This is a genomic window from Salinisphaera sp. RV14, from assembly GCF_052044135.1.
GTDB lineage: Bacteria > Pseudomonadota > Gammaproteobacteria > Nevskiales > Salinisphaeraceae > Salinisphaera.
Genome location: NZ_JBQDYF010000001.1, coordinates 551558 through 576743, shown reverse-complemented (window position 1 = coordinate 576743; position 25186 = coordinate 551558). Strand labels below are relative to the sequence as shown.

The following is a 25186-nucleotide window of genomic DNA, read 5'->3' as shown; positions in this document are numbered from 1 at the left end:
CGGCTGATGCTCACTTCCATCATTCAGGGGCGGCTGAACTATTACTACGCGGTGGTCCAGCGCGTGCTGGGCCTGCTGCTGATGATCTTCTCGGTTTCGATGCTGGCGCCGATTGTGGTTGCGCTGATCTACGGCGACGGCGAGATCGAGGCCTTTGCCATCGGCTTTGCCATCACCCTGGCGACCGGGTTGCTCGCCTGGTTGCCGAGCCGGCATGTCCAGCGCGAACTCAAGATTCGCGACGGGTTCCTGGTGGTCGTGTTGTTCTGGATGGTGCTGAGCCTGTTCGGCGCCATCCCGTTATGGCTGGCCACCCGGCCCGACATGAACTTCACCGATGCCGCCTTCGAATCGGTCTCGGGGCTGACCACGACCGGGGCGACGGTGCTCACCGGCCTGGATACCCTGCCCCACGCCATTCTGTTCTGGCGCGTGCTGCTGCACTGGATGGGCGGCATGGGCATCATCGTGCTGGCGGTCGCCGTGCTGCCCATGCTGGGCGTCGGTGGCATGCAGCTGTATCGCGCCGAGACACCAGGCCCGATCAAGGATGCCAAACTCACGCCGCGCATCCGCGAGACCGCCAAGGCGCTGTGGTACGTCTATGTATCGCTGACCCTGTTTTGCGCCCTGCTGTTCTGGGCCGCAGGCACTACCCCGTTCGATGCCATCAGCGATGCGTTTTCTTCGATCGCAACCGGCGGCTTCTCCAACCACGATTTATCGCTCGGTTACCACGACAACCCCATCATCGAACTGGCCGCCTGTGTTTCGATGCTCATTGGTGCGATCAGCTTCGGCATGCATTTCTCGATCTGGCGCAGCGCCAATCCGCTGGGCTACTGGCGCGACCCGGAAACCCGCACGTTCCTGATCATGGTCGTTGCCGCGACCACGGTGACCACGATCGTGCTGCTGGTCTCGGGCACCTATATCGACGCCCCCGATGCCGTGATCAAGGCGCTGTTTCAGGTGCTGTCGATCGGCACCACCACCGGCTTCACCACCACCGACTACACCATCTGGCCCAGTTTTATTCCCATGTTCCTGCTGCTGGGCGGTTTCATTGGGGGCTGTGCCGGTTCCACCACGGGCGGAATGAAAACGGTTCGCTTCATCCTGCTGGCCAAGCAGGGCACCCGCGAGATCAGCCGCCTGGTTCATCCCAACGCCGAGATTCCCATCAAGATGGGCGGCAAGGTCATTCCCGACCGTGTCGTGCACGCCGTCTGGGGCTTCTTCTCGGTCTACGTGACCGTATTCGTGCTGATGTTTCTCATTCTGCTCGCCACCGGGCTCAACGAGCTGACGTCGTTCTCCGCGGTGGCCGCCACCATCAACAACGTGGGCCCCGGCCTGGGCTCGGTGGCCTCCAACATGGCCGGCATTCCCACGCTCGCCAAGTGGGTGCTGTGCCTGTCCATGCTGCTGGGCCGCCTGGAGGTCTTCACGCTGCTGGTGATCCTCACCCCGGCTTTCTGGCGCCGCTGATCCGGGCGCGCCTGACAGGCCCGCCCGGCCTTTCGGTACAATCGGCGCCATGACGATGCAGGATCGACTCCAAGCCATGATCGACGCCGGACAGGACGCGCCCCTGGCGCGGTTCACGCTGGGCGAATTGTTGTACAAGAACGGCGAGCTCGAGACCGCCTGCACGCACCTGGCCGAGGCCGTGCGTCAGGATCCCGAGTATTCGGCCGCCTGGCGGCTGTACGGCCGGGTTCTGCTGGACGCCGGCCGGGTTCATGCCGCGATCGATGCGCTGGAGCGCGGCGTCGAAGTCGCCGAGCGACGCGGCGACAACCAGGCGGCCAGGGAAATGCAGGTCTTTCTCAAGCGCGCGCGACGCGCGCGGAACTAGGCGCCGGCGCATGTCTGTTTACACCCGCGTCGAGGCCGACGATCTGCGCGCGCTGCTCGCCGACTATGCCGTCGGCGAGCTCGAGGACTTCAGCGGCATTTCTGCCGGCATCACCAACACCAACTACTTCGTCGACACCAGCCTCGGGCGCTGGGTATTGACGCTGTTCGAGCAGGTCGACGAATCCGAGCTGCCGTTCTTCATGCAGCTCATGGATCATCTGGCCGGCCACGGCGTGCCCTGCGCGCATCCGGTCGCCCGCAACGACGGCGGCTTCCTGAGCCGGGTGCGCGGTCGGCCGGCCGCCCTGGTCTACCGTTTGCAAGGCGCCAGCGTGGAATCGCCCGGCGCCGGACATTGCCGTTCGCTGGGCGGCGTGGTCGCCGAAATGCATCGCGCGGTGGCCAGCTTTACCCCGGTGCAGGGCAACGCACGCAACCTCGAGTGGATCGCCGCTGCCGCCGAGCGGCTCAACGGCGTCATGGCGGCCGAGGAGCATGCGCTACTGGCCGACGAGATCGCCTTCCAGCAGCGCGCCGCCCGCACGCTCTACGTCGACCTGCCGGCGGCGGTCGTGCATGCCGACCTGTTCCGCGACAACGTCCTGTTCGACCAGTCCCGCGTGTCGGGGCTGATCGATTTCTACTATGCCTGCCACGACTACCTGCTGTTCGATCTCGCCATCATCTGCAACGACTGGGCCTTCGACGACGACGAACGCTACGACCCGGCGCAATGGCAGGCATTCATGCGTGCGTATGGCCGCCGGCGCACGCCGGACGAGGCCGAACACGCCGCCTGGCCGGCCATGCTGCGTGCCGCCGCCCTGCGTTTCTGGGCCTCGCGCCTGATCGACGCGTATTTTCCGATGAGCGGCGAAGTCGTGCACATCAAGGACCCGGCGCCATTCAAGCGTCTACTGCTCGCCCACCGCGCCGCGGCACCCGCCCTGATACCGCAATGATCGCGCTGATCCAGCGTGTCACCCGGGCTTCGGTGACAGTGGCCGGCGAGCGCATCGCGGCCATCGACGCCGGCGTGCTGGCGCTGGTGGCGGCCGAGCCGGACGACACCGAGGCACGCGCGCAACGCCTCGCCGAACGGGTGCTGGCCTACCGTATCTTCGTCGACGACCAGGGGCGCATGAATCGCGGCGCGATCAGCGCGAACAAGGCGGTGTTGGCCGTGCCGCAATTCACCCTGGCCGCGGATACCCGCCGTGGCAATCGGCCCGGTTTTTCCACCGCCTGCCCGCCCGAGCGCGCCGAACCGCTGTTCGATCACTTCACCTCGGTGCTGGTCGCGCGCCACGCGCCGATCGCCACCGGCCGATTCGGTGCCGACATGCAGGTCGAGCTGGTCAACGACGGCCCCGTGACCTTCTGGCTGACGGCCTGATCGGCGTGATCGATTATTGTGGCGAACGCCTCTCGCATCGGCGTTATCAACCGCGTATGATCGATCGTCCAGAGGGGCATTCCGAGTATATCGCGAGACCATGACAGCGCGTCGCGCCACGATCGAACGCTGCACCGCCGAAACCGATATCCAGCTCAGCGTGGATCTGGACGGCACCGGCGAATTCCGGGCCGAAATCGGTGTCGGCTTCTTCGAGCACATGCTGCATCAGCTGGCCCGGCACGGGCTGGTCGATCTGGATGTGCGCGCGGCCGGCGATCTCCACATCGACGATCATCACACGGTCGAGGATGTCGGCATCTGTCTGGGTAACGCGCTCAAGCAGGCGGTCGGCGACAAGAAAGGCATCATGCGCTACGGCCATGCCTATGTGCCGCTCGACGAAGCGCTGTCGCGCGTAGTGCTGGATTTTTCCGGGCGCCCGGGCCTGCATTTTCGGGTCCCGTTCACCGCCGAAAAAATCGGCACCTTCGATACCGAACTGGTGCGTGAATTCTTCAACGGGGTGGCCAGCGGTGCGGCCTTGACGCTGCACATGGATACACTCGCCGGCGACAACGCGCACCATATTGCGGAGACGCTGTTCAAGGCCTTCGGCCGGGCGCTGCGCGCCGCCGTGGCCCGCGACCAACGCGCCCTCGACGCCCTGCCCTCTACCAAGGGCAGTTTGTAGAAACCCAACTCGTCGCTTTATGGCAACCGTCGGCATCATCGACTACGGCATGGGCAATCTGCACTCGATTGCCAAGGCTCTGCGCTACGTCGCTTCGGACGAGCAGATCGAGGTCAGCTTCGATCCGGACGCGCTCGCCCGCATGGATCGGCTGGTCCTGCCCGGCGTGGGCGCGATCGGCCATTGCATGGACGAACTCCAGCGTCTGGAGCTCGACGACATGCTGCGCGGCGTCCTCGGCAAGACCCCGCTCATGGGCGTGTGTCTGGGCATCGAGGCGCTGATGGCGCATTCCGAGGAATCCGGCGGCGTGGACTGCCTGGGCGCCTTTCCGGGCGACACGGTGAAATTTGCCGAGGCCGAGGTCCTGGCCGACGGCTCGCGGCGCAAGATCCCGCACATGGGCTGGAACCAGGTGCATCAGGAGCGCCCGCACCCGCTGTGGAAGGACATCGCGGCGGACTCCTGGTTCTATTTCGTGCACAGTTACTATGTCGTGCCGGACAATCCCAGGCATATCGCCGGCACGACCGACTACGGGGTGCGATTCACCTCGGTGGTGCTGCGCGAGAACGTGTTCGCGGTCCAGTTCCATCCCGAGAAGAGCCAGTCCGCCGGGCTGCAGCTGCTCGCCAATTTTCTGGAGTGGAACGGCGCGGCCTGACGGCCTCGCCGCTTCATCGGGCGTCCGGCCCGGTTCATCTGCCGTCAGCAAAGCGAGGAGAAACGGCGTGCTACTCATTCCTGCCATCGACATCAAGGACGGCCAGTGCGTACGCCTGCGTCAGGGCGACATGCACGACGTCACGGTCTTCGACGACGATCCCGTGGCCGTGGCCCAGCGCTGGATCGACGAAGGCGCCGACCGCATTCACGTGGTCGACCTGGACGGCGCCAAGGCCGGCTACCCCGTCAACGACCGGATCATCGGCGACATCGTCGATGCCGCGGGCCGGATTCCAGTCCAGGTCGGCGGCGGCATTCGCGACGAGGCCGCGATCGAGACCTATCTCGAACGCGGCGTCGAATTCGTGATTCTGGGCACTCGGGCCGTCTCCGAGCCGCATTTCGTGGCCGATGTCGGCGTCGAGTTTCCCGGCCATATCATCGTCGGCCTGGACGCCCGTGACGGCATGGTCGCCACCGACGGCTGGTCCAAGCTATCCAACCACACCGTGGCCGACCTCGCCCAGCAGTTCGAGGAAGACGGCGTAGTCGCCATCATCCACACCGACATCAGCCGCGACGGCATGATGCAGGGCCTGAATATCGAAGCCACGCGCGCATTGGCCGCCGAACTCACCATTCCCGTCATCGCTTCCGGCGGCGTGACCGACATGGCCGATATCGATGCGCTGCTCGCCGTTGCATCCGACGGTGTCGCCGGCGCGGTGATCGGCCGTGCCATCTACGAAGGCACGCTCGACCTCGCCGCCGCGCGCAAGCGCGTCAACGAGTACAAGGGAGGCTGAGCTTGTCTCTCGCCAAACGCATCATCCCGTGCCTGGACATCGACAAGGGCCGCGTCGTCAAGGGCGTGAAGTTCCTGGATATCGCCGATGCCGGGGACCCGGTCGAGATCGCCCGTCGCTACGACCAGCAGGGCGCCGACGAACTGGTGTTTCTCGACATCACCGCGTCCACTGAAGACCGCGGAACGCTCATGGACGTGGTCGAGCAGGTCGCCGGCGAGGTGTTCATCCCGCTGACTGTCGGCGGCGGCGTACGCACCCTGTCGGACGTCCGCCGCCTGTTGTCGGCGGGTGCCGACAAGGTCTCGATCAACACCGCCGCCATCGGCAATCCCGAATTCGTGGCCGAGGCCGCCTACCGCTATGGCAGCCAGTGCATCGTGGTCGCGCTCGACGTGAAGAACGCGGCGAAAAAGGACGAAGAGCCGCGTTACGAGATCTTCACCCATGGCGGGCGCAAATCGACCGGCATCGAGGCCATCGGCTGGGCCCAGAAACTGGTGTCGCTCGGCGCGGGCGAAGTGCTGCTGACCAGCATGGATCGCGACGGTACCAAGTCCGGCTTCGATATCCGGCTTACACGGGCGGTGTCCGATGCGGTGCCCGTACCGGTCATCGCTTCCGGTGGCGTCGGCAGCCTCGAGGATCTGTACCACGGCCTGGCCGAAGGCCATGCCGATGCGGTGCTGGCGGCCTCGATCTTCCATTTCGGTACCTACACCATCCAGCAGGCCAAGAATTATCTGGCCGAACACGGCGTTCTGGTACGCGACGCGGCTTTTCGCTGAACCCCGCCATGCTCGATCTGCTGAACATGAAAAAGCCCGGGCCGAACCCGGGCTTTTCAATCGACGAACCGGCGCAGCGGCTATGCGGTCTGTTCCGCGTGCCTGCCTTCGGCAAACGCCTCGATCGCCCTGGCACAGAAGGCATCCAGATCGTCCGGCGTGCGGCTGGTGACCAGGCCCTCATCGCAGACAACCGCCTGATCGACCCAGTTCGCGCTGGCGTTGTTCAAATCGGTCTTGATCGAGGGGAATGACGTCAGCGTGCGTCCGTCGACCACGCCCGCCTCGATCAGGGTGATCGGTGCGTGGCAGATCGCGGCGACCGGCTTGTGCTGCTTGAAGACGTCACGCACGAAGGAAACGGCCGTGTCGTTGACCCGCAGACCGTCCGGATTGAGTGTGCCGCCGGGCAATACCAGCCCGTTGTAGTCGGACGCCGAGACTTCATCGACGGTCTCGTCCACCGTGAACCTGTCGGCCCTGTCGATGTCGCCGCTCATGCCCTGTACTTCGCCGGATTGCAGCGAAACGAGCTGCACTTGCGCACCGGCTTCGGTGATGTCCTGTCGCGGGCGGGTCAGTTCGATTTGCTCGAAACCGTCGGCAACCAGAAACGCGATCTTCTTGCCTTCGAGTTGACCTGCCATGGTGTGACTCCTTTTGGCATGCGATGCTGGGTTGCCAACGCACTGGCGCCCACCCGAACCAATTCCAATCCGTAGCGTTACCCGGGCTATCCAGGCAGCACCCGGAGGCACGGGCCTCGCGCCACGACGGCGCGGCCAGGACAACGGCGGCGGCGCGTCGCAACATCAAGCCGTATGGCTCGACTCCACTACACGACCGGCTACTACACGGGCGCTCGCTCAAGCAGCGCGTAGTAGAAGCCGTCGAAATCATGATCGCCGGGCGCGATGCGGCGGCCGATCGTCTCGGGTCGGCCCCAGCCGGCCTCGATCGGTTTTTCGCAGGCCTCCGGCGTGGCGGACAGAAAATCGGCTACGACGCCGACGCCCTCGGCGCGCAGAATCGAGCAGGTGGCATAGACCAGCCGGCCGCCGGGCGCGAGCAGCGGCCAGAGCGCGGCGAGCAGCGCGCGCTGGCGTGTCGCGGCGGCGGCGATATCCGACGCCCGCCGCAGCCATTTGATATCGGGATGCCGTCGGATCACGCCGGTACCGCTGCAGGGCGCATCCAGCAGGATGCGATCGAATGGCTGACCGTCCCACCAGGCCGCCGGTTCCGCGGCATCGCCCACGCGGACCGCCGCCGCCAGGCCCAGCCGGGCCAGCGTCGCTTCGAGCGTCCGCGCGCGCTCGGCGTCGATATCCAGTGCGGTCAGCGCGACATCGGCCCGCTCCAGCAAGTGAGCGCTCTTGTTGCCAGGCGCCGCACAGGCGTCGAGCACGCGCTGGCCCGGTTCCGGCGCCACCAGATCGGCGGCCAGCTGCGCCGCGCCGTCCTGAATCGACACCTCGCCCGCGGCAAACCCCGGCAGACGCTCGGCCGCGACCGGCTCGTCCAGCGTCAGGCCCTCGGCGCAATCCGCGATCGAGGTGGCCGCGATACCGGCCTCGGCCCAGCGCGCGCGCAGGCCGTCCCGCGTGGCGCGACGCGCGTTGACGCGTACATGCATTGGCGCGCGCGCATTGCCGGCGGCCAGGACCGCCGGGGCCTCGGTGCCCCAGTCGTCGGCGATCATGCCGGCCAGCCAGTCGGGATAGCTTTCACGCACCGCAACGCTGGCATCGTCCAGCGACGCCGGTTCGCGCTGGTGCCCGCGCAGCACCGCGTTGACCAGCCCTCGCGCCTTGGCCAGCTTGAGTTTTTGCGTCGCGGCTACGGTGGCATGCACCGCCGCATGCGGCGGCACCCGCGTGGCCTCGAGCTGGTAGAGCCCGACTCGCAGCAGCGCATCGAGCAGCGGCTGGGGTTTCTTTCTCAACCGGGGCGCCAACAGCGCGCCCAGCCGACGATGATCGCGCAGCGTGCCGTAAGCCAGCAGCCGCGCCAGCGAGCGATCGGCCCCGGCCAGCGTGGGTGGCCAGGCGGCAATGGCGGCATCCAGGCTGCGGCCCCGGTCGATCACCGCCGCGACCGCACGCGCGGCGTGAACGCGCGCTGCCGTGCCCGCGGAATCAACCAAAACGGACGCCAATCCAGGCGCGGCCGTTGGCGGCATCCGCCGCGCTCATACGGCGCTTGCCGGGCAGCTGCAGCTCGGTGACGCGCAACACGCCGTCGGCCGTGGCGATATCGATGCCGTCGCGCCCGGCGGCGATCACCGCGCCCGGCGCGGCCGGCGCCGTCTCATCCCGGCTGACCGCCTGCCAGAATCGCACCCGATCGCCATCGAGCTCGGCATGCGCCACCGGCCAGGGCGAGAATGCGCGCACGAGCCGGGCGATGCGCACCGCCGGCTGCGACCAGTCGACCGCGGCCTCGGCCTTGTCGAGCATGGCGGCGTAGGTCGCGCGCCCGTCGTCCTGGGCGGCGGGCGTCAGGCCATCGGGCAGCGCATCGAGCACCTCGACCAGGGCCGCGCCGCCCTGGTCGGCCAGCACGTCGTGCAAATCGCCGGCCGTGGTGGTCTCATCGATCGGCGTGCGGCGCACGGCCAGCATGTCGCCCGTATCCAGCCCCACGTCCATCTGCATGATGGTCACGCCGGTTTCGGCATCGCCGGCCTCGATGGCGCGTGCAATGGGGGCCGCGCCCCGCCAACGCGGCAGCAACGAGGCATGCACGTTCAGGCAACCCCAGGTCGGCAGGTCGAGCACGGCCTTCGGCAGGATCAGGCCGTAGGCCACGACCACCATCACGTCCGGCGCGAGTTCGGCGAGTCGATCGAGCGCCTCGGTGTTGTTCTTCAGTTTTTCCGGCTGCAATACCGGCAGCCCGAGCTCGAGCGCGCGCGCCTTGACCGGCGACGGCTTGAGCCGGCGCCCGCGACCGGCCGGGCGATCCGGCTGGGTGAACACGCCCACCAGTTGGTGGCCGCTGGCCGCGATCGCCTCCAGCGTGGGCAGCGCGAATTCGGGGGTCCCGGCGAAGACGATGCGCATGGGTCAGTCCGCCTTGGCGCTTTCGCGCTTGGCCGCCTTGGTCAGCTTGCGCCGGATGCGCTCGCGCTTGAGCCGGGAGAGCTTGTCGATGTACAGCCCGCCGTCGAGATGGGCAAGCTCGTGCTGCACGCACTGCGCCAACAGGCCTTCGGCGTCCATTTCGTATTCACGTCCGTCGCGATCCTGGGCGGCAAAGCGCAGCCGCGTGGCGCGGGTGACGCGATCAAAGTGTTCCGGCACCGACAGACAACCTTCGTCGACCACTTCCTCCCCCTCGGACCAGAGAATGCGCGGATTGCACATCACGATGCGCTCGCTCTTGTCCTCGGAACAATCCATGACCGCCACACGCCGCGTATCGCCGACCTGGGTCGCGGCCAGCCCCACGCCCGGCGCGTCGTACATGGTCTCGAACATGTCGTCGATGAAACGTGACAGCGTGTCGTCGAAAACCGTGATCGGGTCGGTCACCGCGCGCAGGCGCGGATCGGGGAAATGCAAAATCTCGAGAATGGCCATATTCTGTCGGCAGTTGACTGACGTCGATTGTTCAGACGGCGGCGGTATGGCCGCGGTCGGCGGTCGAAACGCGGGAGTATAACGGTTTGAGGCAGATGCGGATTGGGGGATGGCGGCTGCTCGGGCTCGGCCTGGCGCTGCTCGCGTCGGGCTGCGCGCACGGGCCCGGCCAACAGGCGGGCGGCGCGCAGGCGAACGGAGCCACGGCCGGCGCGACGCGCGATGCCGGCCGGACCACGCCCCTGCCTGCCAGGCCCGCCCCCGTGCCGAAGAACCTGACCACGGCGAATCTGGCCGGACACATGCGCGACAACGCGCCGCTGCGTTATGTGGTCAAGCGCGGCGATACACTCTGGGATATCGCCAGCAAGTATCTCGATGATCCCTGGTACTGGCCACAGCTATGGGATGCCAATCCCGACATCGCCAATCCGCATCGGATATACCCCGGCGAAGTCCTGGTGCTCACACGTGGCATGAACGGCCAGCCGCGGCTGGCGCGCGGCAAAACGGTGCATCTGGAACCGCAGGTGCGCGAGGAACCGTTGCCGCAGGCGATTGCGGTCATCCCCTATGCCGCGATCCGCGATTTTCTGCAAAGCCCGCGCCTGGTCGACGGGAAAACGCTCGAGAACGCGCCCTACGTGGTGTCCTTCGACGATCAGCATGTGGTCGCCGGCAACGGCGCCACGGTGTATGTTCGCGGTGCCGATCGCAACGGGCCCGACCACTATGAACTGGTCCATCCGGCCGGCCCCTACCGCGACGCGGAAACCCACAAGGTTCTGGGCCGCAAGGTCGTGCCGGTCGGCCGACTGACCATCCAGTCCTTCGGCCCGAAGATCGCGACGGCCCGGATCGACAAGACCTACCGCGAAGCCCGGCGCGGCGATCGCCTGCTGCCGTTGACCCATGAAAACCTGCTGCACGATTTCTATCCCCATGCGCCCGGCAAGGCACTGAGCGCCCATATCATTTCGGTCTACGGCGGCGTCGACGAGATCGGCCAGTACGATGTCGTCACGCTCGATCGCGGCCACAACATCGGGCTGCGACGCGGCGATGTCCTCGACATCTACAAATCCGGGCGCACCGTGTCCGACCCGGTCGCCGGCGGCCAGGTCACGCTGCCCGAGGTGAAAGCCGGCTATCTGATGGTGTTCAAGGTCGACGACAAGGTGAGCTTCGCGCTGGTCATGCATGCCACGCGCGCCATCCACGTCGACGACGTCGTGCATTCGCCCGCCGCCACGTGAGCGATCGCTCGGCCTGGCTGCGCCTGGCGACCACGCCGGGGATCGGCGCGACTCTTGCCGGACGCCTTGTCGCGCGTTTCGGCAGCGCGCAAGCGGCGCTCGCGGGCAGCGACGCCGGCTGGCGCGACGCCGGGCTGCCGGCGCCAGCGCGCCGGGCGCTGGCCGAACCGCCCGGCGATGTGATGGCGAGAACCGAGGCCTGGCTGGCCGAGGACGGACACCATTTCCTCACACTCGACCATCCGGCATATCCACCGGCGCTTGCCGAACTCGATCCGCTACCACCGTGGCTGTACGCGCTGGGCGATCTCGATCTGCTGGATTATCCGGCCATCGCCATCGTCGGCAGCCGCAATCCGAGCCACGCCGGGCGCGACGCCGCACATGAATTCGGGCGCGCGCTGGCAGCGGCCGGACTGGTGGTGGTCTCCGGCCTGGCCCGCGGCATCGATGCCGCCGCGCACGAAGGCGCGCTGGCTGCCGATGGCTACACCATCGCCATCACCGGCACGGGGCTGGACCGGGTGTATCCGGCGGCCAACAAGGCGCTGGCCGAACGCATTGCCGAACGCGGCCTGCTGTTGTCGGAATTCGGCCTCGGCACCCAGCCGCTGCGTGGCAATTTCCCGCGGCGCAATCGCGTGATCGCCGGTTTGTGCACCGCCACGCTGGTGGTCGAGGCGGCGCGCGCCTCCGGCTCGCTGATCACCGCGCGCATGGCCAGTGCGGCCAACCGCGAGGTCTTCGCCCTGCCCGGTTCGATTCACAATCCGCTGGCGCGCGGCTGCCATCAACTGATTCGCGAAGGCGCCAAGCTGGTCGAAACGACCGACCACATCCTGGAGGAGATCGCCGGTTCGATCGGCGGCTATCGCCGGGGCCCGGCGCCGCGCGCCAGCACGCAGAATCCCGAAGCGCCGGAGGCCGACGGAAACGACAATACCGCCGAACTGCTCGCGGCCGTCGGCCACGATCCGGTGCGCGTCGATGATCTGGTGGCGCGCACCGGCTGGCCCGCGGACGCCGTATCCTCGACACTGCTGATACTGGAGCTCGAAGGACGCATACAGGCCGTGGCCGGCGGCGCCTACGTTCGTTCGGGCTGAGTCGTCACGCGCGTCATCGGCCCGCCCGTTGCAATGATCATGGTAAAGTTGGCGGCATGAACGAAAATGTCCTGGACGTCCTGCTGTATCTGTTCGAGAACTTTTCGTTGACGGACGTCGGCGCGACCGGCGACGTCCGCCGGGATCTCGGCGACGCAGGGTTTTTCCCCGACGAGATCGACGACGCCTTCGACTGGTTGCGCGCTGCCCAGCCCGAAGGCCGGGCGCCGATCACGCCGCCTTCGAACGACAGCATCCGTATCTATGCCGGGCCGGAACTATACGTGCTCGATGCCGAGTGCCGCGGTTACATCGTGCGGCTGGAGCGCGCCGGCGTGCTCTCGGCGGCCAACCGCGAGTTGGCCATCGACCGGCTGATGGCGCTGGTCGACGATGAGTACGAAGGCGCCGAGCTCGAGCAGGTGAAGTGGGTCGTGATGATGGTGCTGTCCTCCGCCGACGGCCACGAGACCGCGCAGGCACGGATGGAAGCCATGCTTCACGCCGAGGCCCCGGGCGCGAGTCACTAGGGTCTTTTAACGCTGCCCGCATGGAGCGCGCCGGCCGGCGGCTGTCGAAGTTCGACGTTGACAGGCTGTTTGCGCTCGCCTCGATGGCTTGCAAGCCGCGCGCTCGATCCGCCTCGTCCGGTCGACGTATCTTGACGCTGGCGCATCGCGCGTGCTTCAAAGGCTGTGCTAGGGTTCGCCACGCGGTGTTGTTGCCGTCTTATCCATCCCCTTTCAAGTGTGAGTCGATGAGCCGAAATCTCGTCATCGTGGAGTCCCCGGCCAAGGCCCGGACCATCGAGAAATATCTGGGCAAGGACTATCAGGTCCTGGCTTCGTACGGCCACGTGCGCGACCTGATCCCGAAGGAAGGCGCGGTCGATACCGACAACGACTTCGCGATGCACTACGACATCATCGACCGCAACGCCAAGCAGGTCGACAAGATCGCGAAGTCGCTGAAGCAGTCCGATACGCTGCTGCTCGCGACCGACCCCGACCGCGAAGGCGAAGCGATCGCCTGGCACCTGTTGGAGCTGCTCAAGGATCGCGGCCTGCTGGAAAACAAGCACGTGGCGCGGGTGGTCTTTCACGAGATCACCAAGCGCGCCGTGGCCCACGCGGTCGAGCACCCGCGCTCGATCTCGAACGATCTGGTCAACGCCCAGCAGGCGCGCCGGGCGCTCGACTATCTGGTGGGCTTCAACCTGTCGCCGCTGCTCTGGCGCAAGGTCCAGCGCGGCCTGTCCGCCGGCCGCGTGCAGAGCCCGGCGTTGCGCCTGATCTGCGAGCGCGACGCCGAGATCGAGGCCTTCGTGCCCGAGGAATACTGGCGCATCGAGGCCAAGGCCGAGAAGGACGACATCCCCTTCTCCGCGCGGCTGGCCCAGCTCGACGGCGAAAAGATCGAGCAGTTCACGATCAACGACCAGGGCGGCGCGGACGCCGCCTACGAAAAACTGGTGGCCGCCGCCCAGGGCCAGCTGCGCGTCGCCACGGTCGAGAAGAAACAGCGCCGGCGCAATCCGTCGCCGCCGTTCACCACCTCCACGCTGCAACAGGAAGCCGCGCGCAAGCTCGGCTTCAACGCCCGGCGCACCATGCGCACCGCCCAGGGCCTGTACGAAGGCGTCAAGCTCGGCGACGGCGAAGAGACCGGCCTGATCACCTATATGCGAACCGACTCGGTAAATCTGGCCAACGACGCGCTCACCGAGATCCGCCAGACCATCGGCGATCGCTACGGCGACAAGAATCTCCCGGATTCGCCGCGCACCTTCAAGACCAAGTCGAAGAACGCGCAGGAGGCCCACGAGGCCATCCGCCCGACCGCGAGCGCGCGTATTCCAAGCGAGATCAAGCAATACCTGACCTCCGACCAGTTCCGGCTGTACGAGCTGGTCTGGCAGCGCACGGTGGCCAGCCAAATGGTGCATGCGCTGTTCGATACGGTATCGGCCGATCTGGCCGCGGGCGACGACAACCGGCATCTGTTCCGCGCCAGCGGACGCACGCTGCGCGAGGCCGGCTTCCTGTCGGTGTACAAGGAAGGCCGTGACGACGGCGACAAGGCCGACGACGACAACGACAAGCGCCTGCCCGCGCTGGAAGAAGGCGAAACGATCGCCCTGCAGGAAATCGTGCCGACCCAGCATTTCACCGAGCCGCCGCCGCGCTTCACCGAAGCCGCGCTGGTCAAGACGCTCGAGGAATACGACATCGGCCGGCCGTCCACCTATGCCGCGATCATCTCGACGCTGCAGGATCGCGAATACGTGGAAATGGACGGCAAGGCCTTCATGCCGACGCCGCTGGGCAAGATCGTCAACAAGTTCCTGACCGATCACTTCACCCGCTACGTCGACTACGAGTTCACTGCCAACCTCGAGGATCGACTGGACGCCGTCTCGCGCGGCGAGCAGGAATGGCGGCCGCTGCTGGCCGAGTTCTGGGAGCGTTTCTCGGATCAGATCGAGGCCAAGCAGGATCTGTCGCGCGAGGAGGTCGCCCAGGCGCGCGAACTCGGCACCGACCCCAAGACCGGCAAACCGGTGATCGTGCGCATCGGCCGCTATGGCCCGTTCGTGCAGATCGGATCCAAGGACGACGAGGAAAAACCCAAGTTCGCCGGCCTGCGCAAGGGCCAGGACATGGACAAGATCACGCTCGACGAGGCGCTGTATCTGTTCAACCTGCCACGCGACCTGGGCGAAACGCCGGAGGGCGAGGAGATCCAGGTCAATATCGGCCGCTTCGGCCCCTACGTGCGCTATGGCAAGAAGTTCGCCTCGCTCAAGGAGGATGACCCCTACACGATCTCGAAAGAGCGCGCGCTGGAGGTGATCGCCGCCAAGAAGGAAGCCGACGCCAAGAAGCTGATCAAGCACTTCGAGGCCGAGAACATCAAGGTCCAGCATGGCCCGTTCGGCCCCTACATCACCGACGGCAAGAAAAACGCCAGCGTGCCGAAGGACATGGAGCCCGAATCGCTGACGCTCGAGCAGTGCCGGGAGATCATCGCCAAGGCGCCGGAAAAGAAGAAACGCGGCCGCAAGAACGCGAAGACGAGCGCCAGCAAGAAGGCCTCGAGTAGCGCCAAGACCGGCCAGACGACGGCATCGAAGGCCAAGACCTCGAACAGCAAGACGGGCAACGGCAAGACGGCCGCCAAAAAAGCAGCCTCGTCGAAAAGCGCATCGCCCCGCAAGAGCGCGGCCAAGACCAAGACAGGCAAGACCAGTTCGAGCCGCGGCAAGTCATCCAGCGGGCCGGCTTCCAGCTGACCGGATTCAGCGCCGGTGCAGCCCACAGGCCGCTGATCCAGCGTACAATTCGAGGCCGTTTTCCGGGTCGCCGCCCGGGGCCGTGGCCCCGGTGACCCGGTCTCGTTTCCGGGGGACCCGACATGAACGGTATGCATGTATCGCCGCATCGACTGCGCCGGGCGGCGCGCACACTGGCCGAGGGCGGCATCGTCGCGCACGCCACCGAAGGCGTCTGGGGCCTGGCCGCCGACGCCTTCGATGCGGATGCGGTGTGGCGCGTCATCGCCGCCAAGCAGCGCGACGTCGCGCGCGGACTGATCGTGGTCGCCGCCGACTCGGCCCAGCTTGCGCCGCTGGTCGACCCCGATGCCGGCGCCGCCTGGCAACGCGCCGTCGAATCCTGGCCCGGGCCGACCACCTGGCTGTTGCCCGCGCGGGCCGGTGCACCGCAGTGGCTGACCGGCGGCCAGCCCACGATCGCCCTGCGCGAGACGGCCCACGCGCTGACACGCGCCCTGTGTGGCGAATTCGGCGGTCCGATCGTCTCCACCAGCGCCAATGTTTCCGGCCGCCCGCCGGTGGACTCGCCATGGCGCGCCCGGGCGTGCTTTGGCGACCGGATCGACATGGTGCTGGGCGGACGCGCCGACACGCCCGGCCGGGCCAGTACCATCCGCAACGCCAGTACCAACGAGACCATCCGTGGCTGAATCCAATCCTGCGCGCGACGTCGCCGACCCCGATGCCGCGACCGCCTATTTCCGCGACCTGCAGAACCGCATCGTCGAACGTCTGGCCGCCTTCGAACCCAGCGCGCGTTTTCATGCCGACACCTGGACCCGCGCCGAGGGCGGCGGCGGCGATACCCGCGTCCTGGCCGACGGCGAGGTATTCGAACGCGCCGGCGTGAATTTCTCGCGCGTGCTGGGCGGTGCGCTGCCGGCCTCGGCGTCGGCGCGGCGGCCCGAGCTTGCCGGGCGCTCGTTCATTGCCACCGGCGTGTCGCTGGTCATCCACCCGCGCAACCCCTATGTCCCGACGTCACACGCCAACGTGCGCCTGTTCGTGGCCGAAAAGGCGGGCGAGGATCCGGTCTGGTGGTTCGGCGGCGGCTTCGACCTGACCCCCTACTATCCGTTCACCGAAGACGCCGTGGCCTGGCACCGTGCCGCGCACGCCGCCTGCGCACCGTTTGGCAAGGATCTGTATCCGCGCTTCAAGCACTGGTGCGACGAATACTTTTATCTGCCGCACCGCAACGAAACCCGCGGTATCGGCGGGCTATTCTTCGACGACTTCAACGAATTGAGCTTCGCCGACGCGCTGGCCTTCGTACAGTCGGTAGGCGATGGCTTCATCGAAGCCTACGCGCCGATCGTGGAAAAACGACGGCATCACGACTGGGGCGAGCGCGAGCGCGCGTTCCAGTTGTACCGGCGCGGGCGCTATGTCGAGTTCAACCTGCTCTACGACCGGGGCACGCTGTTCGGCCTGCAGTCGCGCGGGCGCACCGAATCGATCCTCATGTCGATGCCGCCGCTGGCGGCCTGGCAGTACGGCTTCAAACCCGAGCCCGACTCGCCCGAGGCGGCCCTCACCGAACGTTTTCTGGTGCCGCGTGATTGGCTGGCGGCGGAATAGACTATAAGCTTGATAGACGATGCATATCACACTCACCGAACTGCGTTATCTGATCGCGCTCGACAAGGAGCGCCACTTCGGTCGTGCGGCCAAGCGCGCGTTCGTGAGTCAGCCGACGCTGTCGGTTGCGGTCAAGAAGCTGGAGGGCGAACTCGGCGTGACCGTGTTCGAGCGCAACCGCGGCGAGGCCCGGGTCACGCCGATCGGCCGGCGCATCATCGAACAGGCCTATCGCGTGATGGGCGAGGTCAGCGCGCTGGAAGCGGTGGCCGAACAGGGCCGCGACGAGCTCAAGGGCCCACTCAGGCTCGGCGTGATCTATACCGTCGGCCCCTATTTGCTACCGCACCTGATCCCGCGCCTGCGCGAGAGCACGCCCGAGATGCCGCTGATCATCGAGGAGAATCTCACCGGCAACCTCACCCAGCAGCTGCGTAACAATGAGCTCGACGCGGTCATCGTGGCAATGCCGTATGAGGTGCCGGGCGTGGCGACCTGGCCCATCTACGATGAATCGTTCGTGGTGGTCATGCCACAGAATCATCCCTGGACCGAACGCGATGCCATCGAGCCCAATGAGCTGGCGCGCGACAACCTCTTGCTGCTCGGGCCGGGCCATTGCTTCCGCGACCAGGTGCTGGCGCTGTGCGCCGAATGTCGCGAATCCGAGGACGCCAATCGAGCCCGCTCCGGGTCCAGCCTGGAAACCATTCGGCATATGGTCGCCAGCGGCCTCGGGGTAACGGTCCTGCCGCGTTCGTCGATCCCCAATCTGGCCGCCGAGTCGCGTCTGCTCGAGACCCGGCCGTTCGCCGGCGAGCCCCCGCAGCGCCAGATCGCCATCGCCTGGCGCCGAAGCTTCCCGCGGCCCAAGGCGATCACGGCCCTGCGTGCGGCCGTGATGCAATGCGACCCCGCCGGGGTCACGCTGTTGCCTGATGCCGTCGCCAGCAACGCCGACGACACCATTCTGGACGCCTCCTAGGGCCCCGATACCAACAGCGGATACGGTACACTCGCCCGATCATCCGCCGACTCCGATCCGCCATGCGCGCGCTCTTGATCGCCGCCGGCCTCGCTTGTGCCGGGCTCGCCCACGCCGCCAGCAGCGACGCCATGCGCAGCGAATTCCTCGACGCGCTGTCGGCAGCGCGTCACGGCAACCTGGACCAGAAATCGGCCGAAGTCGCGGATCTGCGCGACTATCCGCTCTACTATTATCTTGAAGCCACCCAGCTCCGAGCCGAGCTGAGCATCAACCCGGGCCAGGGGCTGGATTCGCGCATCGCGCACTTCATTGCCGCCCATCCCGACCTGCCGCCGTCGCAGCGGCTGCGTCATGCCTGGATCGCCAACCTCGCCGATCGTGACCGGTGGCAGCGGGTGATCGACGAAACGCGCGCTTCCGATGGCACCAGCGCGCAGTGCCGGGCAGTACACGCGGCCATCGAGCTGGGGCGCTCACCCGCCGGCAAAGCGATCGACCTGTATACCGTCGGCCAGAGCCAACCCTCGGCCTGTGACCCGGTCTTCGCCTGGCTCAAGCATACAGGCCGGCTGACCGCCGCGGTGATCCGCCAACGCGCCCACGCGGCAATCCTGAACGATCAATACGGCCTGGCGCGCTATCTTTCGCGGCAAATGCCGACCGCCGATACCCCGACGATCGATCGCTGGCTCGATGTCGCCGAAACACCGTCGCATCTGACTGACGCCCCGGCCGATCTCGACCCGGACATCGCAGTCTACGCGTTCAAGCGACTGGCCCTGCGCGACCTCGACCGCGCGGCCGGCCTGATCAAGCCGCTGGTCGCCCGGCTCGGGCTCAACGACACCCGGCGCTACCGGATGCGGCGCTATGTCGCGCTGTTGTATGCCGAGGATCATCGTCCCGAGGCCCTGCTATGGTTCGCGCGCATCGACCATGCCCGCATGACCGGCGACGAACATGCACTGGGCTGGGAGATTCGCGCGGCGGTCTATCAGCAGCGCTGGCCACTGGTGCTCGATGCCATCAACAGCCTGCCGGCCGAGGCCGCCAGCGACGAACAATGGCAATACTGGAAAGCGCGCGCGCTGGCGAAAACGGGCCGGAAACAGCAGGCCCGCGCGATCTACAAGCGCCTGGCGGCCCATCGCTCCTATCACGGCTATCTCGCCGCCGATGCGATCGGGCACGGCTACAGCTTCAACGCACAGCCCGTGCCGGACAACGCGGCGGCGCTGGCCCGCGTCGAGGCCCACCCGGCGCTCGCGCGTGCCCACGAGCTGCACGAGCTCGGCATGACCCACGATGCCTATCTGGAATGGCGGCACCTGATCGCGAACCTGAATTCGGCCGAGCTGGCCCAGGCCGCGAAGCTTGCCTATCAGTGGCAGTGGTACGCCCGGGCGATCACCACCCTGGCCAAGGCTGATTACTGGGACGATCTGGATATCCGCTATCCGACACCGTTCGCCGCCGCCGTGCGCCGCGCCGCGCACAACAACGGGCTGGACCCGGCCTATGTATTCGCCATCATGCGCACCGAATCGCTGTTTCAGCCGACCGTGCGCTCGCCGGTCGGCGCCCGCGGCCTGATGCAGCTCATGCCGGGCACGGCCGATCACCTCGCCCGGGCCATGGGCCGGGCCGCGCCGTCGACGCACGACCTCAACGACCCGTCCACGAACATCAGCCTCGGCGCGCGCTATCTGCATGACATGCTGGCCGATTGGTCGGGCAACATCGCCCTGGCCACGGCCAGCTACAACGCCGGCCCGCGCAAGATCGCGCATTGGTTGCCCGACGCCGATATGCCGGCCGATATCTGGATCGCCAATATCCCGTACACGGAAACCCGGCATTACGTACAACGCGCCATGTCGCACATGACCGTCTTCCAGCATCGTCTGTCGGAATCCGTCGTCCCGCTCGACAAGCGCATCGACGACGTGAAACCGAGCTATCCGGACGACACCCAGACGACCTTCTGATGCAGCGCTATCTGGTCGGCGGCGCCGTACGCGACGCATTTCTGGGGCTGGCGATCTCCGATCGCGACTGGGTCGTGGTGGGCGCCACGCCGGAGGAGATGACCGCGGCCGGCTACACGCCGGTCGGGCGCGATTTTCCGGTTTTCCTGCACCCGGATACGCACGAGGAACACGCGCTGGCGCGCACCGAGCGCAAGTCCGGGCGCGGCTATCACGGTTTCGTTTTCCACACCGGCGCCGACGTCACGCTGGAGGCCGACCTCGCCCGGCGCGATCTGACCATCAACGCCATGGCGCGCGCCGACGACGGCACGCTGATCGACCCCTACGGCGGCCATGCCGACCTCGATGCGCGCGTGCTTCGGCATGTCTCCGACGCCTTTGCCGAGGACCCGGTGCGGCTGTTACGGCTGGCGCGCTACTACGCCCGCTTCGCGCCGCTGGGCTTCACCGTGGCCGAGGAAACCATGACGCTGGCACGCGAAATGGTTGCTGCCGGCGAAATCGATCATCTGGTGCCCGAGCGGGTCTGGGCCGAGATGGAGCGCGCCCTGATGAGCGCCGAACCCCAGCTTTTCTTCCACCTGCTGCGCGCGACCGGCGCCCTGGCCGTCGTACTGCCGGAACTGGATGCACTGTTCGGCGTGCCGCAACCGGTGCAATACCACCCCGAGATCGACAGCGGTGTGCATACGCTGCTGGTACTCGCCCAATGCGCCCGGGCCGAAGCCAGCCTGGCGGCGCGTTATGCCGCGATCTGTCACGACTTCGGCAAGGCAGCCACACCGGCCGGGCTGCTGCCGGGCCATCGCGGCCACGAGGAACGCGGCGTCGCGCCCACCGACGCCGCCAGCGCGCGCCTCGGCGTACCCAAGCGCCTGCGTGAAACCGCGCGCCTGATCACGCGCTGGCACACGCACTTGCACCGCATCGACGAACTCAGGCCGGGCACGGTCCTCAAACTGCTCGAAGCCATGGATGCCTTTCGCCGGCCCGAACGACTCGAGGATCTGATCGCGGTATGCGCCGCGGACGTGCGCGGCCGGCTCGGTTATGAGGATCGCGCCTACCCGCAGGCCGGGCGGATCCAGGCCGCGCGGGCGGCGGCCGTGGACATCGATGGCGCGGCGCTGGCCGAACGCGGCCTGAAGGGCCCGGAGATCGGCCGGGTTCTGCGCCAGGAACGCATCCGCGCGATCGCGACCGCACTCACCACTGCCCCGACCGACGCCGGAGCGCAACCATGACCGACCCGCAATCCGCCGTCGAAACGGCCCCGGTCGTCGTCACCGGGGCCAATCGCAACGTGGGCACCCACCTGGCGCATCGGTTCCTCGACGACGGTTTCGCCGTGATCGCGCAATATCGAACCCCCACGCAGGCCATCGCGGGTCTGGCCGATCGCGGCGCGCTCGCGATTCAGGGCGATTTCGCCGACACCGATTCGATTCTGGCCGTGGCGGACGCGATCGCCGGGCGTGCATCGCGTATTCGCGCCCTCATCCACAACGCCTCGGCGTTCTCGCCGACTGACGACGATGCCGAGGCGGCGTCCGCACAGTTCCAGGCGTTCTTCGAGGTACACATGCGCGCGCCCTATCTGCTCAACACCCGGCTGGCCGATCGTATTCGGGCGGCCGAGGGCGCCGGCGACATCGTGCACATCACCGATATCTATGCCGACAACCCGGCGCCGCAGTACGATATTTACTGCGCCACCAAGGCGGGTCTGCAGAATCTGGCGATCGCCTTTGCCAAGCGGCTGGCGCCGGCGGTGAAGGTCAATGTCATCCAGCCCGGGCCGATCACCTTCGAGGACTGGGCCGATACGGAGCAGCGCACCCAGGTGCTCGACAGCACACCGCTCGGTCGCACCGGCGCGCCGGAAGACATCTATCGCGCGGTGCGCGCCGTACTGGACAACGACTACCAGACCGGGGCCGTGATCGCGGTGGACGGCGGACGGCGATTGGGACGATAACCCCGATCACGGCCGCTCACCGGGCCGGCAACCACTACGACGGGTCAAGCCCGAGGCATGTCGGTTCCCGTGTTGTGCCGGACGATGGTCTGGCACGAGGCAAAACGCGCCGCGACGTCCGCAAACCGCCCGGCCAGGACGCGCGTCGCGCAAGCGGGCCGGCCTCTCGGCCCGCGAATATCTTTGACGAATCCTACTGCGCACGCAGCGCGTCGAGCGTGATCTCGGTCAATGGCTGGTCCGGCCGATCGAAGGTCGCCCAGAGTTCGCGATAGCTTCGGCCATCGATTGGATGCCGGGCCTGCGGGCGCATCTCGGCGAGCGGGCGCAGGACGAAGGCGTAATCGAGAATATCGGCCCGAGGCACCCGAATATCGCCGTTGTCGAACACGGTGTCGCCAAACAGCAGCATATCGAGATCCAGCGTTCGCGAACCATCGCGCGCGGCAAGATCGCGTCCGCCCTCGGCCTCGATCGCGCGCAGACCGGCCTGGACTGCTTCGATTGGCTCGCCGGTGTCGAACGCCACCACGAGATTGACGAAATCGGCGCCCGAAAAACCAACCGCCGGGCAACTATAGACCGGGGACACATCAAGCCTGCCGAAGCGCTCGGCCAGCCGTCCGAGCGCAGCACACACATGCCGCCGGGGCTCGATATTGGAGCCGACACCGACCACGACTTCCGTCATCGACCGCGCTCCCGCGTGATCCGGATGCCTACCCCCTGCGCGCCGCGCAGCGCATGCGGCTTATCCAGGCGCAGCGTAACCCGCGTGACCGGGAACTCGTCGAGGATGACCGCCGCGATGCCCTCCGACAGCGTTTCGACCAGATCGAACTCGCTCGCCTCGACAAAGGCGATCACGCGTTTGGCGACGGCCTTGTAGTCGAGCGTCTTGTCCACGTCGTCGCTGGCCGCGGCCTGGCGAATGTCGAAATCCATCTCCAGGTCGACGATCACCCGTTGCCGGATCCGGCGCTCCCAGTCGTACAACCCGATGACGGTATCGATGGCCAACTGATCGATGAAGATCGTATCCACGCATGCTCCCAGCCCGTTGCGGCGAGGCGCAGCTTATCAAAACCAAACCCCGCGCAATTACACTGAGCCGACGCGTACGGTGTCTGTTGCGACCCGCGGCGCGGCTGATGCGCGCGGCGGCGCCAGATCCTCCAGTGGCCAGCGGGCCACCGCCGCGGCCGGCGCGATGCCGGGCCGGAACTCGCCACGGCGCAGATAGCCGGTCAGCGCGATCATGGCGGCATTGTCGGTACAGAACGCCTGGCGCGGGAAATACAGCGCGAAGCCGTCGCCGGCCGCGCGTTCACCCAGCCCGGCACGCAGCGCGGCGTTGGCCCCGACGCCGCCGGCGACGACCAGCCGCCGCATGCCCGTCTGCTGGATGGCGCGCGCGCATTTCGCGACCAGCGTATCGACCACCGCCTGCTGAAAACTGGCGGCGATGTCGGCGTAGGCCGGGCGCGAGGCCTCGGCCGCCTTGACCGCCAGCATCACCGCCGTCTTGAGCCCGGAAAAAGAAAAATCCAGCCCGGGCCGCTTGAGCATAGGACGCGGGAAAGCGTGGGCGGCCGGATCGCCCTCGGCCGCCAGCGCGGCCAGCGCCGGTCCGCCGGGATAACCGAGCCCCAGCATCTTGGCGCTCTTGTCGAAGGCCTCGCCGACCGCATCATCCACGCTGCGCCCGAGCAGTCGGTAACGACCCAGGCCCTCGACCGCCACCAGCAGCGTATGCCCGCCCGACACCAGCAAGGCAACGTATGGGAATGCGGGCGCCGGCTCTTCCAGCAACGGCGACAGCAGATGGCCTTCCATGTGATGCACGCCAAGCACCGGCAACCCCAGACTCATGCCCAGCCCGGCCGCCACCGAGGCCCCGACCAGCAAGGCGCCCATCAAACCCGGCCCGCGCGTATAGGCGATACCGGCGAGTTCGGGATGGCCGGCATCCGCACGAACGCGCTCGATCAGCGGCAGGAGCTTGCGGATATGATCGCGCGACGCCAGCTCCGGCACCACGCCACCGTAGTCGGCATGCAGCGCCACCTGGCTGTGCAGCGCATGGGCCTGCAGACCGGCATCGCTGTAGATGGCGGCGGCGGATTCGTCGCAGGAACTCTCGATGCCAAGGATCGCGAAGGGGCGTTGCAAAGTGGCGCTCTCGGGCGTATTATTCATCGCCCTATTCTAGCCGGTCGTTCCAACTCGGTCACCGGCACGAAAGCTACACATCAGATTTCCCGGAGAGTGATGCTCAATGCCTAGCGTACGCGTCAAAGAGAACGAGCCGTTTGAAGTCGCACTGCGTCGTTTCAAGCGCAGTTGCGAAAAAGCCGGCGTCGTGACCGAAGTACGCCGTCGCGAGTTCTTCGAAAAGCCCTGCCAGACTCGCAAGCGCAAGCGCGCGGCCGCCGTCAAGCGCCACGCCAAGCGCATACAGCGTGAACAGCAGCGTTTTACGCGCCAGTATTGATTCTGGCCGTCGCATCGATTCACGAATCGATTGCGGCAATCGATTTGAATCGATGATTGCAGCGGCCCCGGGGCCGCTGTTTTTGTGTCGGTATCTCGTGCGTATTTCATCACTCGTGTCAGGGAGTTCGAACGTGAACATCAAGGATCAGTTGTCCGAGGACATGAAGTCGGCCATGCGGGCCCGCGACAAGGAACGCCTGTCGGTCATCCGCATGGTCAACGCCGCGATCAAGCAGCGTGAAATCGATAACGGCACCACGCTCGAAGACGCCGACGTGCTCACGGTGATCGAAAAGATGGTCAAGCAGCGCCGTGACGCCGAATCGCAGTATCGCGACGCAAAACGCGACGAACTGGCCGACGCCGAGGCCGCCGAGATCTCGGTGCTCGAACACTACCTGCCCGCCCAGTTGTCCGAATCGGAAATCGATGCCGCCGTCGATCGCGCCATCGCCGATACCGGCGCGGCATCCATGCAGGACATGGGCCGGGTCATGGGCCAGCTCAAGGGCGAACTGGCGGGTCAGGCCGATATGTCGGTGGTCAGCCAGCGGCTGAAGGCCAAACTGCAGTAGCCTGCCCGTCCGGGCTCACGCGAGTCCGGCAGGACCCTGCGGGCCGGCTACCCGATTGGCCTGAACCGCCGCGCCGTGTTGCGC

At 66.8% G+C, this 25186-nt stretch carries 27 protein-coding genes; 20 read left to right on the top strand and 7 right to left on the bottom strand.

The features are described from left to right. Window positions 1-6: 6 nt before the first annotated feature. The 8 genes from ACS8Y6_RS02690 (at window position 7) to hisF (ending at window position 6213) form a co-directional block, all read left to right on the top strand. Entirely contained in the window at window positions 7-1491 is a 1485-nt protein-coding gene (locus ACS8Y6_RS02690; RefSeq protein WP_440850981.1) for a TrkH family potassium uptake protein, read from the top strand. A 49-nt stretch (window positions 1492-1540) separates the two neighbouring features. Further along, window positions 1541-1861 (top strand): tetratricopeptide repeat protein, encoded by a 321-nt coding sequence (locus ACS8Y6_RS02685; protein ID WP_440850980.1) that lies wholly within the window; start codon window positions 1541-1543, stop codon window positions 1859-1861. A gap of 10 nt (window positions 1862-1871) precedes the next feature. Further along, on the top strand, window positions 1872-2825 hold the full coding sequence (locus ACS8Y6_RS02680; protein WP_440850979.1) for a homoserine kinase: 954 nt from the start codon (window positions 1872-1874) through the stop codon (window positions 2823-2825). Further along, entirely contained in the window at window positions 2822-3259 is a 438-nt protein-coding gene (gene dtd / locus ACS8Y6_RS02675; RefSeq protein ID WP_440850978.1) for a D-aminoacyl-tRNA deacylase, read from the top strand. The genes ACS8Y6_RS02680 and dtd overlap by 4 nt, the downstream gene beginning before the upstream one ends. Window positions 3260-3359: 100 nt before the next feature. Then, window positions 3360-3953: an imidazoleglycerol-phosphate dehydratase HisB gene (hisB, locus tag ACS8Y6_RS02670; protein WP_440850977.1), complete on the top strand. Its 594-nt coding sequence runs from the start codon at window positions 3360-3362 to the stop codon at window positions 3951-3953. 19 nt (window positions 3954-3972) lie between these two features. Further along, window positions 3973-4617 (top strand): imidazole glycerol phosphate synthase subunit HisH, encoded by a 645-nt coding sequence (gene hisH, locus ACS8Y6_RS02665; protein ID WP_440850976.1) that lies wholly within the window; start codon window positions 3973-3975, stop codon window positions 4615-4617. A gap of 67 nt (window positions 4618-4684) precedes the next feature. Beyond that, a complete protein-coding gene (gene hisA, locus ACS8Y6_RS02660) occupies window positions 4685-5425 on the top strand; it encodes a 1-(5-phosphoribosyl)-5-[(5-phosphoribosylamino)methylideneamino]imidazole-4-carboxamide isomerase (RefSeq protein ID WP_440850975.1) in 741 nt (246 codons plus the stop codon). A 2-nt stretch (window positions 5426-5427) separates the two neighbouring features. Further along, window positions 5428-6213: an imidazole glycerol phosphate synthase subunit HisF gene (hisF, locus tag ACS8Y6_RS02655; RefSeq protein ID WP_440850974.1), complete on the top strand. Its 786-nt coding sequence runs from the start codon at window positions 5428-5430 to the stop codon at window positions 6211-6213. 80 nt (window positions 6214-6293) lie between these two features. Here hisF and ACS8Y6_RS02650 read toward each other — a convergent pair whose 3' ends face one another. The 4 genes from ACS8Y6_RS02650 to def all read right to left on the bottom strand — a co-directional run bounded on the left by ACS8Y6_RS02650 (window position 6294) and on the right by def (window position 9797). Continuing rightward, the gene (locus tag ACS8Y6_RS02650; protein ID WP_440854920.1) at window positions 6294-6860 is read right to left on the bottom strand and encodes a type 1 glutamine amidotransferase domain-containing protein; all 567 of its coding nucleotides are present in this window, start codon (window positions 6858-6860) and stop codon (window positions 6294-6296) included. A gap of 203 nt (window positions 6861-7063) precedes the next feature. Then, window positions 7064-8359, bottom strand: a complete 1296-nt coding sequence (gene rsmB / locus ACS8Y6_RS02645; protein ID WP_440850972.1) for a 16S rRNA (cytosine(967)-C(5))-methyltransferase RsmB — start codon at window positions 8357-8359, stop codon at window positions 7064-7066. Beyond that, window positions 8352-9278 (bottom strand): methionyl-tRNA formyltransferase, encoded by a 927-nt coding sequence (fmt, locus tag ACS8Y6_RS02640; protein WP_440850971.1) that lies wholly within the window; start codon window positions 9276-9278, stop codon window positions 8352-8354. Before fmt ends, rsmB begins: the two co-directional genes overlap by 8 nt. Before the next feature lie 3 nt (window positions 9279-9281). Then, entirely contained in the window at window positions 9282-9797 is a 516-nt protein-coding gene (def, locus tag ACS8Y6_RS02635; protein WP_440854919.1) for a peptide deformylase, read from the bottom strand. A gap of 95 nt (window positions 9798-9892) precedes the next feature. Between def and ACS8Y6_RS02630 the strand changes: the two genes are divergently transcribed. From ACS8Y6_RS02630 to ACS8Y6_RS02585, 10 genes are all read left to right on the top strand, one after another. Continuing rightward, a complete protein-coding gene (locus ACS8Y6_RS02630) occupies window positions 9893-11053 on the top strand; it encodes a LysM peptidoglycan-binding domain-containing protein (RefSeq protein ID WP_440850969.1) in 1161 nt (386 codons plus the stop codon). After that, window positions 11050-12159, top strand: a complete 1110-nt coding sequence (dprA, locus tag ACS8Y6_RS02625) for a DNA-processing protein DprA (RefSeq protein WP_440854918.1) — start codon at window positions 11050-11052, stop codon at window positions 12157-12159. The genes ACS8Y6_RS02630 and dprA overlap by 4 nt, the downstream gene beginning before the upstream one ends. 56 nt (window positions 12160-12215) lie before the next feature. Beyond that, on the top strand, window positions 12216-12689 hold the full coding sequence (locus tag ACS8Y6_RS02620; RefSeq protein WP_440850117.1) for a DUF494 family protein: 474 nt from the start codon (window positions 12216-12218) through the stop codon (window positions 12687-12689). A 227-nt stretch (window positions 12690-12916) separates the two neighbouring features. Continuing rightward, window positions 12917-15451: a DNA topoisomerase I gene (locus ACS8Y6_RS02615; protein WP_440854917.1), complete on the top strand. Its 2535-nt coding sequence runs from the start codon at window positions 12917-12919 to the stop codon at window positions 15449-15451. A 122-nt stretch (window positions 15452-15573) separates the two neighbouring features. Continuing rightward, on the top strand, window positions 15574-16143 hold the full coding sequence (locus ACS8Y6_RS02610) for an L-threonylcarbamoyladenylate synthase (RefSeq protein ID WP_440854916.1): 570 nt from the start codon (window positions 15574-15576) through the stop codon (window positions 16141-16143). Then, window positions 16136-17074: an oxygen-dependent coproporphyrinogen oxidase gene (gene hemF, locus ACS8Y6_RS02605; protein WP_440854915.1), complete on the top strand. Its 939-nt coding sequence runs from the start codon at window positions 16136-16138 to the stop codon at window positions 17072-17074. The genes ACS8Y6_RS02610 and hemF overlap by 8 nt, the downstream gene beginning before the upstream one ends. A gap of 25 nt (window positions 17075-17099) precedes the next feature. Then, the gene (locus ACS8Y6_RS02600; RefSeq protein WP_440854941.1) at window positions 17100-18059 is read left to right on the top strand and encodes a hydrogen peroxide-inducible genes activator; all 960 of its coding nucleotides are present in this window, start codon (window positions 17100-17102) and stop codon (window positions 18057-18059) included. A gap of 62 nt (window positions 18060-18121) precedes the next feature. Then, complete coding sequence (locus ACS8Y6_RS02595) at window positions 18122-20050, top strand: transglycosylase SLT domain-containing protein (protein WP_440854914.1); 1929 nt, start codon at window positions 18122-18124, stop codon at window positions 20048-20050. Beyond that, window positions 20050-21297 (top strand): multifunctional CCA addition/repair protein, encoded by a 1248-nt coding sequence (locus tag ACS8Y6_RS02590; protein ID WP_440850122.1) that lies wholly within the window; start codon window positions 20050-20052, stop codon window positions 21295-21297. The genes ACS8Y6_RS02595 and ACS8Y6_RS02590 overlap by 1 nt, the downstream gene beginning before the upstream one ends. Beyond that, entirely contained in the window at window positions 21294-22031 is a 738-nt protein-coding gene (locus tag ACS8Y6_RS02585) for an SDR family oxidoreductase (protein ID WP_440850123.1), read from the top strand. The genes ACS8Y6_RS02590 and ACS8Y6_RS02585 overlap by 4 nt, the downstream gene beginning before the upstream one ends. Before the next feature lie 193 nt (window positions 22032-22224). On the opposite strand, the gene folK is transcribed toward ACS8Y6_RS02585, so the two are convergent. Genes folK through tsaD form a run of 3 tightly spaced genes read right to left on the bottom strand, consistent with a single transcriptional unit; the run spans window position 22225 to window position 24230 of the window. Beyond that, a complete protein-coding gene (folK, locus tag ACS8Y6_RS02580; protein WP_440850124.1) occupies window positions 22225-22722 on the bottom strand; it encodes a 2-amino-4-hydroxy-6-hydroxymethyldihydropteridine diphosphokinase in 498 nt (165 codons plus the stop codon). After that, window positions 22719-23075, bottom strand: a complete 357-nt coding sequence (folB, locus tag ACS8Y6_RS02575; RefSeq protein WP_440850125.1) for a dihydroneopterin aldolase — start codon at window positions 23073-23075, stop codon at window positions 22719-22721. The genes folK and folB overlap by 4 nt, the downstream gene beginning before the upstream one ends. Before the next feature lie 57 nt (window positions 23076-23132). Further along, window positions 23133-24230 (bottom strand): tRNA (adenosine(37)-N6)-threonylcarbamoyltransferase complex transferase subunit TsaD, encoded by a 1098-nt coding sequence (gene tsaD, locus ACS8Y6_RS02570; RefSeq protein ID WP_440850126.1) that lies wholly within the window; start codon window positions 24228-24230, stop codon window positions 23133-23135. Between the two features lie 79 nt (window positions 24231-24309). On the opposite strand from tsaD, the gene rpsU reads away from it, so the two are divergent. After that, window positions 24310-24525, top strand: coding sequence for a 30S ribosomal protein S21 (rpsU, locus tag ACS8Y6_RS02565; RefSeq protein ID WP_109992449.1), 216 nt, complete (start codon window positions 24310-24312; stop codon window positions 24523-24525). Window positions 24526-24658: 133 nt separating this feature from the next. After that, window positions 24659-25102, top strand: coding sequence for a GatB/YqeY domain-containing protein (locus ACS8Y6_RS02560; protein ID WP_440850127.1), 444 nt, complete (start codon window positions 24659-24661; stop codon window positions 25100-25102). Window positions 25103-25186: the final 84 nt, after the last annotated feature.